This window comes from Thermus kawarayensis JCM 12314 (genome assembly GCF_055393575.1).
The window spans coordinates 63175-76082 of sequence record NZ_AP043756.1 but is presented as its reverse complement, the minus strand read 5'-3'; the positions used below and the strand labels follow the sequence as shown (position 1 = coordinate 76082).

Below are 12908 nucleotides of genomic sequence, written 5' to 3'. Positions count from 1 at the left end.
GCCGGGGGCTACAAGGGGTGGCCTCAGAGGGGCTTTCTCCCTTCCAGGGCCCGGCCTAGGGTGACCTCATCCACATACTCCAGGCTCCCCCCCACGGGCAGCCCATAGGCCAGGCGGGTGGCCTTCACCCCCCGCTTTTTGAGCTCCTCCGCCAGGTAAAGGGCGGTGGCCTCCCCCTCCACGGTCATGGAGGTGGCGAGGATCACCTCCTGGGCCTCGGAAAGCCTTGGCCAAAGGCTTTCCAGGTTCAGCTCCTTGGGCCCGACTCCCTCCAGGGGGTTCAAGGCCCCGCCCAGGACGTGGTACCGTCCCTTAAACTCCCCGCTTCGCTCCAGGGCGTAGAGGTCGGCCACCGTCTCCACCACGGCGAGGAGGGTGGGGTCCCGGGTTTCGTCCTGGCAGATGGGGCACAGGGGTCCTTCCGCCAGGTTGCCGCAGAGGCGGCACACCCCCAGGCCCTCCAGGCCCGCCAGAGCCGCCTCGAGCTCCTCGGCCTCCTCCCGGTGGAAGGCTAGGAAGAGGGCCAGCTTCTGGGCGGTCTTGGGACCGACGCCGGGCAGGCGGGAAAGGGCCCGGGTGAGCTTGAGGAGGCTTTCCGGGTACCTCATCTAGAAGAGCTTTCCCAGCATATCTCCCACGCCCCCAAGCTCCCGGGCCATCTCCTTTTCCGAGAGCTCGTGGGCCTTCCTCTGGGCGTCCTGGATGGCCACCAAGAGGAGGTCCTCCAGGCCCTCGAGGTCCTCCTGGAAGGCCTTAAGGGCCTCGGGCTTGAGCCTCAAGGCCAGGATCTTGCCGTGGCCGTTGGCCTCCACCTCCACCAGGCCCTGGGCCGAGCCCACCACGGTCATCCTCTCCAGCCTCTCTTGGACCTCGGCGGCCTTCTTTTGGGCCTTCTGGGCTTCCTTCAAGAGCCTTTGCAGGTTCATGCTCCCTCCCCTACCATCCTACCCGCAGGGCCCGGGGCGGGCCTAGGGTCCGTGGGAAAGGGGCGGGGCCTCGGGCCCCGCCCCTCCCGCAAGGCCCCTTAGTAGGGCTCGCCCTCCAGCACCTTCCGCTCCTGGTCCACGGAGACCAGGACCAGCTCAATGTGGTAGTGGGGCTCGTTCACCCCGGGGTGGGGTCCCGAGGGGATGAGGTTCACGTGGTCAATGCGGGTGATCCCCAGGGCCCTCAGGGTCTGGGTGCCGATGTCCACGTACTTCTGGCTCTCGTTGAGCTTCTTGAGGGGGACCATGAAGACCACCTTCACCAGGTTCCCCGCCTTGTCGTAGGCCAGGAAGGGCCCCTCGGGGAGCTTGGAGGGGTCCACGTAGAGGGTGCCGAGGCCGGGGATGAAGTTGGGGAGCGCCCCCTTCAGGGCCTCGCTCACGTTCACGTAGGGGGCCGAAGGGGGGGCCTTGCGCACCTGGAGCATCTGGGCCAGGCCCAGGCCGAGGACTACCGCCAAAGAGACCAGCACGAGCGTTTTCGCCTTCCTCATACGCCTACCTCCTTAGGAGCCCTCTAGGGCTCCACCCTACCCTACGGCCTGGACCCCGGGGCTGGATGTGGCCCAGGCTACGCCCCGTCCCGGGACCTCCCTCTGCCCGGGCCCATCGCCCCCGAAACCGAAAGGGGAGGCGGTGCGTATGGTTAGGGTAGGAGCGATGGGCCCCGAGCTGCCGACCGAGGCCTTGTCCGACGAAGCCCTCCTGGCTTTGGTGGCGCGAGGCGACGAGGAGGCCTTTCGCACCCTCTTCCGCCGCTATGCGGGGAGTTTCCTGGCCTTGGCCCGGCGGATGGGCTTGGACGGGGCAGCAGGAGAGGATGTGGTGCAGGAGGCGATGATAAGGGTTTGGGAAAAGGCCAAGGAGTTTGACCCGCGGCGCGGGAGCGCCCGGGCCTTTCTCCTCACCCTGGGGCACCACGCGGCGGTGGACGAGGTGCGTAGGCGTGCCGCGAGGCCCGTTCCCCTGGAGCCTGATCCGGAAGAGGAGGAGGCCTTTGACCTCCCGGGGCCCGGGCTGGACGAGGAGGCCCACCTGGACCGGGCCCGGCTCCACCGGGCCTTGAAGGCTCTCTCCCCGGAGGAGCGCCGGGTGCTGGAGACGCTTTACTACCGGGGCTACACCCACCAGGAGGCGGCGAGGCTTCTCGGCCTTCCCTTGGGCACCCTGAAGACCTGGGCGAGGAAGGCTCTTCTCAAGCTCAAGGAGGTGCTCCGTGAGCCCTGAGGAGGCCCGGGACCTCCTCCCCCTCTACGCCCTGGGGGCCCTCACTCCCGAGGAGCGGGCCCGGGTAGAGGAGGCCCTAAAGCGCTACCCCGAGCTCGGGCCCGAGGCCAAGGCCCTCTTGGAGACCGCCTCGGAGCTCGCCGCCGGGCTTCCTCCTGAGCCCCTACCCGAGGGCCTCGAGGCCAGGGTCCTCCGCCGGATCCGGAGGGTTCGCCCCTCCTGGGGCCGCCCCCTCCTCGCGGCCGCGGCAGCCCTCCTCTTGGTGGTCCTGGGCTATGGGGCCTACTTCGGCCTCTCCTGGACCCTGGCCCTGGGGGAGGCCTCCACCCGGGTCCTCACCCTGGTCGGCCCGGATGGGGCGCCCGTGGGCCGGACGGTGGTCCGGGGGGACGGGGAGGCCCTGGTGGTCCTGAAGGCGCCGCCGCCTTCGGGCCGGGTCTACCAGGGCTGGGGTCTGGGGAAGGGGGAGCCCGTGCCCCTTTCCACCTTCCGCCTGCCCCTCAAGACCTTCCGACTTCCCCCGGGGGCCAAGGCCCTGGCGGTTTCCCTTCGAGCCCCCGGGGGGAAGCCGGAGGCCCACGGAGATCCTCGGCTTGCCCCAGCCCTAAGGCAGGTAAGGCTTAAGGGCCTCCCTGGCCTCCTCGGGTGGGAGGGCCCTCTCCAGGGCCCGGTCGTTGGCCACGAAAGGGGGGGCGGAGCAGGGGGTCCTGGAGCTCCAGGCGGGCCTGGCGCACCAGGACACGGTGCCCCGCCTCCACCCCCAGGATGGCCCCCGCCAGGCGCAAGGCCTCGCCTTCTAGAAGGGGCAGGGCCCCCAGGTAGGCGCCCACGAAGGCCTCCTCGAGGCTTTCCAAGAGGCGGATGAGGAGAATGGGGCTCTGGAAGGCCTCGGGGAGCTGGAACCGGAGGGCGGGCTGCCGGCCCAGGGCCTCCCGGAGGCGGCGTGCGTGCTCCTCCTCCTGGGCCAGGGCCGCCTCCAGGTAGGCGGCCCGGGGACCCCGGAAGGGCCGGGCGGCCACCGCCTGGCGGTAGGCCTCCCGGGCCAGCTCCTCCGCGGCGAGGGCCGGGGCGAGCACCTCCTCCTCTAGCGGGGCTCCCTGGGCCTTAGGGACCACCGGGATCCCACCCAGGGCCAGCAGGGCCAGGAACCGTCTGCGGGCGAGTTCCACATTCCACTTCCTTGGCCTCGAGGCCGAAGGTTCGCAGGAAGGCCGCCACCACCCGGGGGTCAAACTGCCGCCCCGCCTCCCGGGCGATCTCCGCCAGGGCCTCCTCCGGGTCCAGGGCCCTGCGGTGAGGCCGGTGGCTGGTCATGGCATCGTAGGCGTCCACCACGGCGAAGATCCGGGCCAAGAGGGGGATTTCCTCCCCCTGCAAGCCCTCCGGATAGCCTCGGCCGTCAAAGCGCTCGTGGTGGTGGCGCACCACCCCCCGGGCGCCCTGAAGGGCGGGCAGGCCTTCCAGAATCCGGTCCCCGATGAGGGGGTGCGCGCGCATGAGGGCCTGCTCCTCCTCCGTGAGGGGGCCGGGTTTGCGGAGGACGGCGTCGGGGATGCCGATCTTGCCCAGGTCGTGGAGGAGGGCCCCGCGGCGGGGGTCCTCCAGGGCCTCCCTCCTCAGCCCCAAGGCCCGGCCCAGCCTGAGGGCGTAGGCGGTCACCCGCTCCGAGTGCCCTTCCGTTTCGTAGGCCTCGGCCTCGAGGGCCCGGGCCAGGGCCAGGAGGAGGGCCTCGTAGCTCGCGGAAAGCGCCCCTTCGGCCCGAAGGTAGGTGCCCCGGAGGAGGAGGAAGAGGGCCAGCCCCAGGGCCAGGGCCAAAAGCAACACCCCCACCTGGACCGGGCGCAGGAGGGCCCATTCCGGGGAGAGGTCGCGGACCAGGTGAACAAAGCCGCCGGGCACCGGCAGCCACATCCCGAGCCGCACGCCCTCCTCCCGAAACCAGGGGCCCTTCTGGGCCCGGGCCATGGCCCTCTCCTCCTCTAGGGTAGCCCGCCCTCCTTCCCGCCCCCGCTCGTAGGCCAGGGCCACGGTGCCGTCCTTCCGGAAGAAGGTGGCCCGGATGATGTGGTACAGGTCCAGGTGCAGCCGGACCAGGGCGTGGAGCCGGTCGGGGTCCCAGCCTCCCCCGTAGGGGTTGGGGGCGTGCAGGGCGTGGGGGGAGAGGAACTGGGGGAAGACCTGGTTGAGGTGCAGGACCACCGCCTCCTGGGTGACCTTGGCCTTGGAGTGCACCAGATAGCGGTGGAGGAGGAGGTTGAGGCCCCCGGCCAGGGCCAAGACTCCCGCCAGGGTGACCCCCGTCAGGCCCAGGAGGAAGCGGCGGTAGGGTCCCGCCGCGGCCAGGCCTCCCCCTCCCAGGGCCTGGGCTGGCTTTGGGGTCGGGGTGGACGGGCGCTTGGGGAGCCGAGGTGGCATCCTGTCCCTCTCTATGGCCGACAGGGGCTCCCTGGATGCCCCACATCCAAGGGGGCCCTCCCGGCCGTAGGGAAGGGTGAGGGGGAAGACCCCTCATAGGAGGTGGCTATGGGGACGGAAGGAGTTTTGGCGCGCAGGCAGTTCATGCGGGTGTTGACGGCGGCGGGGCTTTCCTCGGCCTTTGCCGGGTCCCTTCTGGACCGGGCCCTGGCGGCCCACGGGGGGCCTTCGGACCTGGACATCCTGCAGCTTGCCCTCACCGCGGAGTACCTGGCGGCGGACGCCTACACCAAAAGCCTCTTCGGCGGCTTCCAGGGCCTGGTGAAGGACTACCTCGAGGTCGCCCTGACCCAGGAGGAGGCCCACGTGAAGGCCCTGCGGGACACCTTGAGCGCCCTCGGGGTGAAGCCGGTGGAGAAGCCCAGCTTCGTCTACCCCGTGGAGTTCCTCCCCCGGAACCAGCTCGCCATCCTGAGGCTTTTGAACACCCTGGAGGACGCCTTCGTGGGGGCCTACCTCGGAGCCTTGCCTCTCATCCAGAGCAAGGACGTCCTCAAGGCCGCCGGGGCCATCCTGGGGAACGAGGCGGCCCACCGGGCCACAGTGCGGGCCTCGCGGATCCTCCTTGGGGACCAGGAGCTCCCCGGGCCACGCTCCCCCGCGGACCGGGCCTTTGAGGTGGCCATCACCCCGGAGGAGGCGCAGAAGGCGGTTTCGGGATTTATCCGGAAGTGAGCCTACTTTGGAGAGGCCCCGGGGGAGGCCCCGGGGCCTTCGCCACATCCGAACCCGGGGGTTGGTCCGTACGGAAGGACGAGGGGGAAAAACCCAAGCCCCTCGAGGGAGGTTAGGTATGCGCAAGACGGTTTTGGAGGCGCGCTTGAGCCGCAGGGAGGCCCTGAGGCGGGCCGGGGCCCTGGGGGCGGGGGCGGTTTTGGGCGGGGCGGTCACCGCCTGCACCACCACCGCCCAGCAGCCCAACCTGGACGTGGCCATTCTCAACTTCGCCCTGAACCTGGAGTACCTGGAGGGCCTTTTCTACCTGGCGGCCACCGGCCGGCTGGGCGAGCTCAGCCAGGTGGGGGGCAACGCCCAGATCGTCCTTCCCTCGGGCTTCAACGGCACGAGCCCGGTTCCGGGGCTTACGGGGGACCTCCTGGCCCTGGCCAACGAGGTCGCCGACGACGAGAAGGCCCACGTCCTCTTCCTCCGCCAGGCCCTGGGCAGCCAGGCGGCGAGCCGGCCCGTCATTGACCTCTACACAGGAGTTTTCACCCTACCTCTCACCCCCCTTCCCGAGCTTCCTCCTTGGGGGCGAGGTGGCTTTTATCTCGGTCAGTAGCCTCTCCCCAGCTATCCTCTGCGCGTGGCGCCACGCCATCCCCGGAAAGGCCAACCGCACCTCCCTCATGGCGTGAAAGGCCCGTACCACCAGCTCCGCGTGCATGAGCTGCGCCGCGAAGGAACGCGCCTGGCTCCTCCCCTGCCCCAGGTTCTGCTTGTAAAGCCTATGCACCACCTCCGCCTTCCAACGGCAAAACCACGCCTCCAGCACCTCCTGCACACCCCCCGCCAGGGTGGAGACCAGGGCAAAGCCCCGCCACCCAGCCCCACGCCCCACCCAGACCAGCACCAGGTCCACCGGCCCCACCTGGGGCCACTCCACCCGCACCCGCTTGGCGTAGGCCCCAAAGCGCCGGTAGTAGCGGGCCCTCCCGGGAGGGTAGGCCAGGAGAAGCTCCCCCACCGGAAGGACCTCCCCCGCCTCCGGGTCCAGGGGCCGGACCTTCACCCGGCTCCGCATCCGGCCCACGAAGGGAAGTCCAGGCCGGGCTCCAGGGCCAGGAGGTCAAAGACCTCATCCAGGGGGGCCTCGGAGGGGGTCTTCTGGGGGTAGAGGGGCGTCCCCATGCCGGGGGTGGGGAAGGGCTTGAGGGCCAGGGGGTAGGGGTCCCTGTGGGGGTAGACCAGGGTGAGGGAGAGGAAGAGGTGGCCCCAGAGGGGGCCTTGCGGCCCGTGTGGTAGACCTGGCCCAGGCCCTGGATTTGGGGGCCGGTGTGGGGGGAGGGGGCTGGTGCGGCTTGGGGTGAAGGGGAGGAGGCCTTCTTCCCACATGGCGTGGGGGTTTTTCCTTTGGCTGAGGAGAAGGCCGGAGATGTAGGCCTGGGTGAAGTGGGTTAGACTGGTGGATGCGGGATTGGACACCTCGCACGGATACCTTACTGACCGGTCTTCTGGCAAGGGGGCCGGTCAGGAGGTCCGTTCCTCATCGGAAATGCATACGGGGTGAAAACTCCTGACCAAGATGAGCGTCAAGAGACCCCACAAAGGATACCGCCGGTTGTGGGCCCTGGGGTCGGGGATCTGGGACAAGGCTTCGCGCAGCGTCATGCCCCTTGTCTACCCCAAGAGGGGTATAACGGTCAAGTCTGGGGTATACCGGTCAAGTCTGCAGGCGAAGCCCCACCCGGGGTATAGTGGAGGCATGGAGCGCCCAAGAAGGCTTCGGTCCCCCCTGATCCGTTCCCTGGTGGCCGAGGTGGAACTTTCCCCGAGGCACCTCATCCTCCCCCTCTTCGTAAAGGAGGGAGGGGGGAAGGAGGAGGTCCCCTCCATGCCCGGGGTCTTCCGCCACCCCCTCGCCGAGCTTCCCCGGGTGGGGGAGGAGGCCCTGAAGGCCGGGCTTGGGGGGGTGATCCTCTTCGGCGTCCTGCCCCAGGAGGCCAAGGACCCCCTGGGGAGGGGGGCCTACGCCGAGGGCGGGGTGGTGCAGCGGGCCATCGGGCTCCTCAAGCGGGAGCTCCCCGAGCTTCTGGTCATGGCCGACACCTGCCTCTGCGAGTACACCGACCACGGCCACTGCGGGGTGGTGAAGGAGGGTCCCCTGGGCTTCTACGTGGACAACGACGCCACCTTAGAGCTCCTCGCCAAGACCGCCCTCTCCCAGGCCCAGGCTGGGGCGGACGTGGTGGCTCCCAGCGCCATGATGGACGGGCAGGTCAAGGCCATCCGCGAGGCCTTGGACCGGGAGGGGTTTGCCCACGTCCCCATCCTCTCCTACGCCGTGAAGTACGCCTCCGCCTTCTACGGCCCCTTCCGGGAAGCGGCCCAAAGCGCCCCGAGCTTTGGGGACCGCTCGGGCTACCAGATGGACCCCCGGGCGGGCCTCTGGGACGCCCTGAGGGAGGCGGCCCTGGACGACCTCGAGGGGGCCGACCTCCTCATGGTGAAGCCCGCCCTCCCCTACCTGGACGTGCTCTCCGCCCTCAAGGGGCGCTTCGCCAAGCCCCTTTTCGCCTACCAGGTCTCCGGGGAGTACGCCATGCTGAAGGCGGCCGCCCTCAAGGGGTGGCTGGAGGAGAGGCGGGCGGTGTTGGAAAGCCTCTTCGCCCTCCGCCGGGCCGGGGCCCAGGGGATCCTCACCTACTACGCCCTGGAGGCCGCCCGCTGGCTTGAGGAGGCCTAAGAGGCTGTCGTAAAACCCCTCCACGGAAGCTACGCGGCCCTGGCCAGCCGCTTCACCAACAAGTGAAGTGCTGCCCCAAATTTGGACCACCCCAAGAGAGAGACCGAGGGGTGTATCCTGAAGGGGTAGCGAGATGCGCAGGTGGTCAGCGAAGGAAAAGGTAAAAATTGTGTTGGAGGTCTTGTCGGGTCAAAGGACCGTGGCCGAAGCCTGCCGAGCTCACGAGGTCGCAGAGTCCGTACTCTACAGGTGGCAACGGGAATTCTTGGATAACGCCCATGCCGCCTTCTCCCATAGCTGCGCAGAACAAGAGGCCCGCGTCCGCGAACTGGAACGCTTGGTCGGCCAGATGGCCCTGGAGCTGGAGGTCCTAAAAAAAGCCTCGGGACTCTACCGGCAAAGGAAAGGCGGGAGCTGGTGAGGGCCCTCCAGGGAGCCTACCCCCTCCGCCTGCTGTGCCGGGCCCTTGGGGTGCCCCGGAGCACCTTCTACTACCGGCCTAAGGGTCTCAATCCCGAGGAGGCGGTCCTCCGAGGCCGCTTGCGGGCCCTGGCGAGGGCTTGGCCCCGGTATGGATACCGGCGCCTCGCCGCTCTCTTGCGGGGGGAGGGCTTCGGGGTGGGGGAGAAGCGGGTGCGCTCCCTGATGCGGAGGGAAGGCCTGCTCCTTACCCGGAAGCCCCTCAAGCCCAGGACCACTCTCCCGGAAGAGCTTCTCCCGGAGGGGGTGAAGAACCTCCTGCCTGGGCTTGAGGTGACCGGCTTTCACCAGGTGTGGGTGGCGGACCTGAGCTACGTGGTCCTGGGGGAGGGGGTGGCCTATCTGGCGGTGGTGATGGACCTCCACACCCGCAAGATCCTGGGGGTGGCCCTGGGGCCGAGGCTGTCCCAGGGGCTTGCTCTTGCGGCGCTGGAGATGGCCCTTAGGGAGGGATGCCCCGAGGTGCACCATTGGGACCGGGGGGTGCAGTACACCTCCAGGGCCTATGTGGAGCGGCTTTTGGGGCTAGGGGTGAGGCTGAGCTACGCGGGGACGGGGAGGCCCTGGGAGAACGGGCACGCGGAGCGGCTGATCCGGACCATCAAGGGTCAGCGAAGCTACCTTGAGGAGTGGGTGGACCTGCGGGAGTACCGGACTCTGGAGGAGGCGCGAGCATCGGTGGAGGCGTTCGTCTTTGAGGTGTACAACCGCAAGCGTCCGCACTCGGCCTTAGGGTACCTGACGCCTGAAGCTTTTGTGGACAGCCTGTTGAAAGGGGGTGGGAGCCCTGACTAAACTGACCGGTGAGGTGGTCCAAATTTAGGGGCGCAGTACACTGCGAAGAACCACCCCACAAGTATAGCACCCTTTTACGACAGCCTCTAACACCCTTTTTCGTGAGTTTTTCGCCCAAGGAAGCTGCAAGAAGGTTTTGGCCGGGGCCCCTATCCTGGCGTAGCCAGGATAGGGTGGTCCCACCCAGGCCGCAGGTAGGCTTGGGCGGGGGATCTAGACCAGTTTTTCCTCCAGGGCCCAGCGCACCAGCTCAGCCCGGCTCCTCAGGCCCAGTTTTTCCCCGGCCCGTTCGCGGTGGGTAGCCACCGTCTTCTCGGAGATGCCTAGGTGGGCTGCGATTTCCTTATAGGAAAGCCCCTGGGCCAGGAGGCGAACCACGTGGAGCTCACGCTCGGTGAGAACCTCAGGTCCGGGCCTGCGGTTGGCCTGGGCCTGGATCATGCGGTATAAGAGGTCCTGGGGCAGGTAGTGCTCGCCTCGGGCCACGGCCAGAACCGCGTCCAGCAGCTCCCGCTCCACCGCATCCTTGGGGAGGTAGCCGGAACCCCCAGCCTGAAGGAAGCGCTCGGCATACTCGGGCTCGGCGTACATGGAAAGGGCGAGAAGGCGGACTTTGGGAAGGAGAGCGCAGAGTCTCTCTGCCACCTGAATCCCATCCATGTCGGGTAAGGCGATGTCCAAGACTACCACGTCGGGTTTTACCTCGGGGATCCTGCTTAAGGCCTCGGTCCCAGACTCGGCTTCCCCTACCACCTCTACACGGCCCTGCAGGAGATAGCGGATCCCGGCCCGGACCACGGGGTGATCATCCACCAGAAAGACGCGAGTCATGCCCTCACCTCGCGCAAGGGGATGCGGGCGTAGAGGGTGGTGCCTAGGTTCTCGAGGCTCTCCACCTGAAACTGTCCGCCTAGGAGTTCCACCCGTTCCCGCATTCCTAGAAGCCCGAGCCCCGGTCGGGCTCCCTGGGTAAAGCCCCGGCCGTCGTCCTCCACCACCAGGTTCACCTCGTCCCCTTCCTGTTGCAGGATCACCGAAACCCCCCGGGCTCCCGCATGGCGGGCCACGTTGGTGAGCGCCTCCTGGATGACCCGGTACAGGGCGGTTTCGTGTGCCTCGGGCAGGCGCCCTGGGAGGTGGCAAAAGAGGTTGACCTGAATGCCAGTGCGTTCCGTAAATTCCTCGGCCATGCGTTTAAGAGCTGCTTCCAAGCCCAGGGTGTCCAAGGCCGAAGGACGTAGGGAACGGGAGAGGAGGCGCACGTCTTGAATGGCGCTCCGCACCAGCTCCTGCAGGGCAGGGATGGCCTCTAGCTTTCCTTCTTTAACCGCCTTCAGGCCCAGGTCAATCCCCGTGAGGACTTGGCCCACCTGGTCGTGGAGGTCCCGGGCGATGCGGGCCCGTTCCGCCTCCTGGGCCTCGAGGAGGGCCTGGAGAAGGCGGGAGCGCTCTTCCGCCCGCTCCTTAAGGGCTTCTGCATAACGGGCGCGGTGAAGCCCAGCCTCTACCGGGGACCTGATGGCTTCCAAGAAGGCCTGGGGGGCCTCGCTGACCAGGACCAAGCGGGCCCCAGGAAACTCCAGGAGGTGGTAACCGTTCCCCGCCCGCCGAAGGGGGCAGGCCTCTCCCTCCGGGTAGGGGCAAAGGACCCGGGCCACCTCCCGCTCCCCCAGCCAAGCTTCTCCACAGCGGAAGAAGCCGCTTTGCGCTAAGGCCTCCAGAGCCTGCCGGAGTACCTCCTCAGAGGTGCCCCCTTGGTTCACCGCCTCCGCTACCTGGTTGAGGAGGGAAAGCTCCGCTTCCCGCCGGGCCACGGCCTGGCGGTAGTCGCCCAGGGCTTTAGCCAAAACGCCTAGCTCCCCTTCCACCTGGGGCAAGGGTTTCGCCTCGCCCTTTTCCCAGGCGAAGACGGCGGTCACCATGTCCTCTAGGGGCCGAAGGGAGGTTCGGGCGCTCCGGCTTACCAGCACAAAGGCGAGGCCGCCGATTCCCAAGGCCAACCAGAAGCCCAGAACGGCGAAGCGGAGAAGGCTGTTCCACAAGGGCCTTTCCGGAAGGGCCAGGGCCAGGAGGCCCAACTCCCCGCCTGCGATGGGATAGCGGAAGAGGCGGTAAGGTTGCCCTTTAAAGCGGAACCTCCCGTTCCACGCCTTCAGCCCCACCGGGAAGCCCCCGGGGAAGGTGTGCACCACCACCTCCCCTTGGGGGTTTAAGACGAAGCCCAGCACGCCTTCGCTGGAAAGCTCCTCCAGCTTGCGGAAGGCGGCGTAGAGGTCGTTGAGGAGGAGATCTTCTTCTAAAAGGGTAGCGGTGCGGGCGGCTTGGGCCTGCCCTTGGGCCTCGAGGCCCTGCTCTAGGCTGTCTTTGACCAGAAGAAAAGCACCACCGCCTACGCCTAGTCCGAAGAAGAGGATGCCCAAGGCGGAGATAAGGATGAGCTTGCGGCGCAACACGGCTAAAACCCCTGCAAGAACGCCAGGTAGGGGGCATCTCCCGCTGGGGCGAACCCCGCCACCCCCACCGCCAGCAGCCGGTCGCCGACCCCCTGCAGGCGGTCAAGAATCTGAGCCTTTGCCTGAAGAGAGAGTCCCTTACGCACCACCACCGGTGGGGGAGGATCCTCCGGGCCTTCCCAGATGACCCGTATCCGGTCCCGCCACCCTGGGTTTTCCCGCATGAGGGCGTCCAGCACCATCCCGTCCACGGCGGCGGCCTCCACCAGGCCCCGGACCACGGCTTCTATGGCCCGGTCGTGGCTATAGGTGTACACCAGGTGCCGGAACATGGCCTCGGGTCGGTAGCCCAGATTCCTCAAGGCGCGGAAGAAGCGGGCCTGCCCGGTGTTGGAAAGGGGGTCCACCAGGGCCACCCTGGCCCCCATCAGGTCCTCGAGGCCTTGGATGGAGGTTTGCTTTCCCACCACTACCACGCTGCGGTAACGGGTCCAGGAAGCGGGCACACTCCTGGCGATTACCTCGCCATAGCCTTCCTTCACGGATTGGGCCGCAGCCAAGGTACAGAGAAACGCTAAGTCTGTCCGGCCCTCCCGCAAAAGGGCCAGCACCTCCGCATAGGTTTTGCGGCCCTGGACCACGCCCTCGGGCCAGAGCTCCCTGGCCAGTTTCCAGTAAGGAGCCGACCTCCGGGGTGACAAGATGCCCGCCACCGCTATGCGGAAGGCGCCCTCTGGCTCAGGACGCACCTGGGGCAGGGGCTCCAGGGGGCCCGCCTCTGGGGGGAAGGCGCAGGCGGCCAGGAACAGGAGCCAGGCCAGCCAGAGGTGCCGCATCAGCCTCAGTATAGGGAAGGGCAGGAGGACCTTTGTCCTATACTCTGTAGGAGTTTCCCCTAGGGCACATGACCGGAGGGTTGTGGGAGAAGTCCCGATGAGGGGCGGGGGTGGGGTGCCTAGTCTGCTCCTTGGAGGTGAGCATGAGCGCGGAAAGCCGGAGGGCCTTTTTAGAGAAAGTGGCCTCGGCGGTTTTCGCCGGCATGGTGTTGAGCGGAGCGGAGGTGAGGGCCGAGGCCGCTTCCCCAGC

At 68.0% G+C, this 12908-nt stretch carries 15 protein-coding genes and 1 pseudogene; 6 read left to right on the top strand and 10 right to left on the bottom strand.

From position 1 onward, the window contains the following. Positions 1-23: 23 nt before the first annotated feature. From recR to ACZ5RK_RS00630, 3 genes are all read right to left on the bottom strand, one after another. Positions 24-608, bottom strand: coding sequence for a recombination mediator RecR (gene recR, locus ACZ5RK_RS00640; RefSeq protein WP_464909297.1), 585 nt, complete (start codon positions 606-608; stop codon positions 24-26). After that, entirely contained in the window at positions 609-926 is a 318-nt protein-coding gene (locus tag ACZ5RK_RS00635) for a YbaB/EbfC family nucleoid-associated protein (protein WP_054647662.1), read from the bottom strand. 98 nt (positions 927-1024) lie between these two features. Continuing rightward, positions 1025-1480: a DUF5602 domain-containing protein gene (locus ACZ5RK_RS00630; RefSeq protein WP_054647663.1), complete on the bottom strand. Its 456-nt coding sequence runs from the start codon at positions 1478-1480 to the stop codon at positions 1025-1027. Between the two features lie 166 nt (positions 1481-1646). On the opposite strand from ACZ5RK_RS00630, the gene ACZ5RK_RS00625 reads away from it, so the two are divergent. Both ACZ5RK_RS00625 and ACZ5RK_RS00620 read left to right on the top strand, forming a co-directional pair. Continuing rightward, positions 1647-2213, top strand: a complete 567-nt coding sequence (locus ACZ5RK_RS00625; RefSeq protein ID WP_464909296.1) for a sigma-70 family RNA polymerase sigma factor — start codon at positions 1647-1649, stop codon at positions 2211-2213. Beyond that, a pseudogene (locus ACZ5RK_RS00620) lies at positions 2203-2727 on the top strand (anti-sigma factor); the annotation flags it as partial. The gene ACZ5RK_RS00625 and the pseudogene ACZ5RK_RS00620, both read left to right, overlap by 11 nt. 106 nt (positions 2728-2833) lie before the next feature. On the opposite strand, the gene ACZ5RK_RS00615 reads toward ACZ5RK_RS00620, so the two are convergent. Then, positions 2834-3289 carry a ferritin-like domain-containing protein gene (locus tag ACZ5RK_RS00615; RefSeq protein WP_464909295.1) on the bottom strand — a complete coding sequence of 152 codons (456 nt, stop codon included), beginning with the start codon at positions 3287-3289 and terminating at the stop codon, positions 2834-2836. Between the two features lie 28 nt (positions 3290-3317). Beyond that, positions 3318-4628: an HD-GYP domain-containing protein gene (locus tag ACZ5RK_RS00610; protein ID WP_464909294.1), complete on the bottom strand. Its 1311-nt coding sequence runs from the start codon at positions 4626-4628 to the stop codon at positions 3318-3320. 108 nt (positions 4629-4736) lie between these two features. Between ACZ5RK_RS00610 and ACZ5RK_RS00605 the strand changes: the two genes are divergently transcribed. Both ACZ5RK_RS00605 and ACZ5RK_RS00600 read left to right on the top strand, forming a co-directional pair. After that, positions 4737-5363, top strand: coding sequence for a ferritin-like domain-containing protein (locus tag ACZ5RK_RS00605; RefSeq protein WP_464909293.1), 627 nt, complete (start codon positions 4737-4739; stop codon positions 5361-5363). A gap of 118 nt (positions 5364-5481) precedes the next feature. Beyond that, positions 5482-5970: a ferritin-like domain-containing protein gene (locus ACZ5RK_RS00600; protein WP_464909292.1), complete on the top strand. Its 489-nt coding sequence runs from the start codon at positions 5482-5484 to the stop codon at positions 5968-5970. On the opposite strand, the gene ACZ5RK_RS00595 is transcribed toward ACZ5RK_RS00600, so the two are convergent. Both ACZ5RK_RS00595 and ACZ5RK_RS00590 read right to left on the bottom strand, forming a co-directional pair. Then, positions 5905-6420: a hypothetical protein gene (locus ACZ5RK_RS00595; protein WP_464909291.1), complete on the bottom strand. Its 516-nt coding sequence runs from the start codon at positions 6418-6420 to the stop codon at positions 5905-5907. The genes ACZ5RK_RS00600 and ACZ5RK_RS00595 overlap by 66 nt on opposite strands. Beyond that, positions 6417-6833, bottom strand: coding sequence for a hypothetical protein (locus tag ACZ5RK_RS00590; RefSeq protein WP_464909290.1), 417 nt, complete (start codon positions 6831-6833; stop codon positions 6417-6419). The genes ACZ5RK_RS00595 and ACZ5RK_RS00590 overlap by 4 nt, the downstream gene beginning before the upstream one ends. Positions 6834-7113: 280 nt before the next feature. On the opposite strand from ACZ5RK_RS00590, the gene hemB reads away from it, so the two are divergent. Continuing rightward, a complete protein-coding gene (gene hemB / locus ACZ5RK_RS00585; protein ID WP_464909289.1) occupies positions 7114-8094 on the top strand; it encodes a porphobilinogen synthase in 981 nt (326 codons plus the stop codon). A gap of 133 nt (positions 8095-8227) precedes the next feature. Continuing rightward, a protein-coding gene (locus tag ACZ5RK_RS00580) for an IS3 family transposase (protein WP_464909288.1) occupies positions 8228-9369 on the top strand; the annotation gives its coding sequence in 2 pieces (ribosomal slippage) (positions 8228-8465 and positions 8465-9369; 1143 coding nt in all). A 213-nt stretch (positions 9370-9582) separates the two neighbouring features. Here ACZ5RK_RS00580 and ACZ5RK_RS00575 read toward each other — a convergent pair. Genes ACZ5RK_RS00575 through ACZ5RK_RS00565 form a run of 3 tightly spaced genes read right to left on the bottom strand, consistent with a single transcriptional unit; the run spans position 9583 to position 12658 of the window. After that, the gene (locus ACZ5RK_RS00575; RefSeq protein ID WP_464909287.1) at positions 9583-10200 is read right to left on the bottom strand and encodes a response regulator transcription factor; all 618 of its coding nucleotides are present in this window, start codon (positions 10198-10200) and stop codon (positions 9583-9585) included. Beyond that, the gene (locus tag ACZ5RK_RS00570; protein WP_464909286.1) at positions 10197-11822 is read right to left on the bottom strand and encodes a sensor histidine kinase; all 1626 of its coding nucleotides are present in this window, start codon (positions 11820-11822) and stop codon (positions 10197-10199) included. The genes ACZ5RK_RS00575 and ACZ5RK_RS00570 overlap by 4 nt, the downstream gene beginning before the upstream one ends. Before the next feature lie 2 nt (positions 11823-11824). Next, positions 11825-12658 (bottom strand): PhnD/SsuA/transferrin family substrate-binding protein, encoded by an 834-nt coding sequence (locus tag ACZ5RK_RS00565; protein WP_464909285.1) that lies wholly within the window; start codon positions 12656-12658, stop codon positions 11825-11827. Between the last annotated feature and the right edge of the window lie 250 nt (positions 12659-12908).

Coding starts and splice junctions, on each gene's coding strand:
- recR (WP_464909297.1), bottom strand. CDS start 608: ATGAGGTACCCGGAAAGCCTCCTCAAGCTCACCCGGGCCCTTTCCCGC.
- ACZ5RK_RS00635 (WP_054647662.1), bottom strand. CDS start 926: ATGAACCTGCAAAGGCTCTTGAAGGAAGCCCAGAAGGCCCAAAAGAAG.
- ACZ5RK_RS00630 (WP_054647663.1), bottom strand. CDS start 1,480: ATGAGGAAGGCGAAAACGCTCGTGCTGGTCTCTTTGGCGGTAGTCCTC.
- ACZ5RK_RS00625 (WP_464909296.1), top strand. CDS start 1,647: ATGGGCCCCGAGCTGCCGACCGAGGCCTTGTCCGACGAAGCCCTCCTG.
- ACZ5RK_RS00610 (WP_464909294.1), bottom strand. CDS start 4,628: ATGCCACCTCGGCTCCCCAAGCGCCCGTCCACCCCGACCCCAAAGCCA.
- ACZ5RK_RS00605 (WP_464909293.1), top strand. CDS start 4,737: ATGGGGACGGAAGGAGTTTTGGCGCGCAGGCAGTTCATGCGGGTGTTG.
- ACZ5RK_RS00600 (WP_464909292.1), top strand. CDS start 5,482: ATGCGCAAGACGGTTTTGGAGGCGCGCTTGAGCCGCAGGGAGGCCCTG.
- hemB (WP_464909289.1), top strand. CDS start 7,114: ATGGAGCGCCCAAGAAGGCTTCGGTCCCCCCTGATCCGTTCCCTGGTG.
- ACZ5RK_RS00575 (WP_464909287.1), bottom strand. CDS start 10,200: ATGACTCGCGTCTTTCTGGTGGATGATCACCCCGTGGTCCGGGCCGGG.
- ACZ5RK_RS00565 (WP_464909285.1), bottom strand. CDS start 12,658: ATGCGGCACCTCTGGCTGGCCTGGCTCCTGTTCCTGGCCGCCTGCGCC.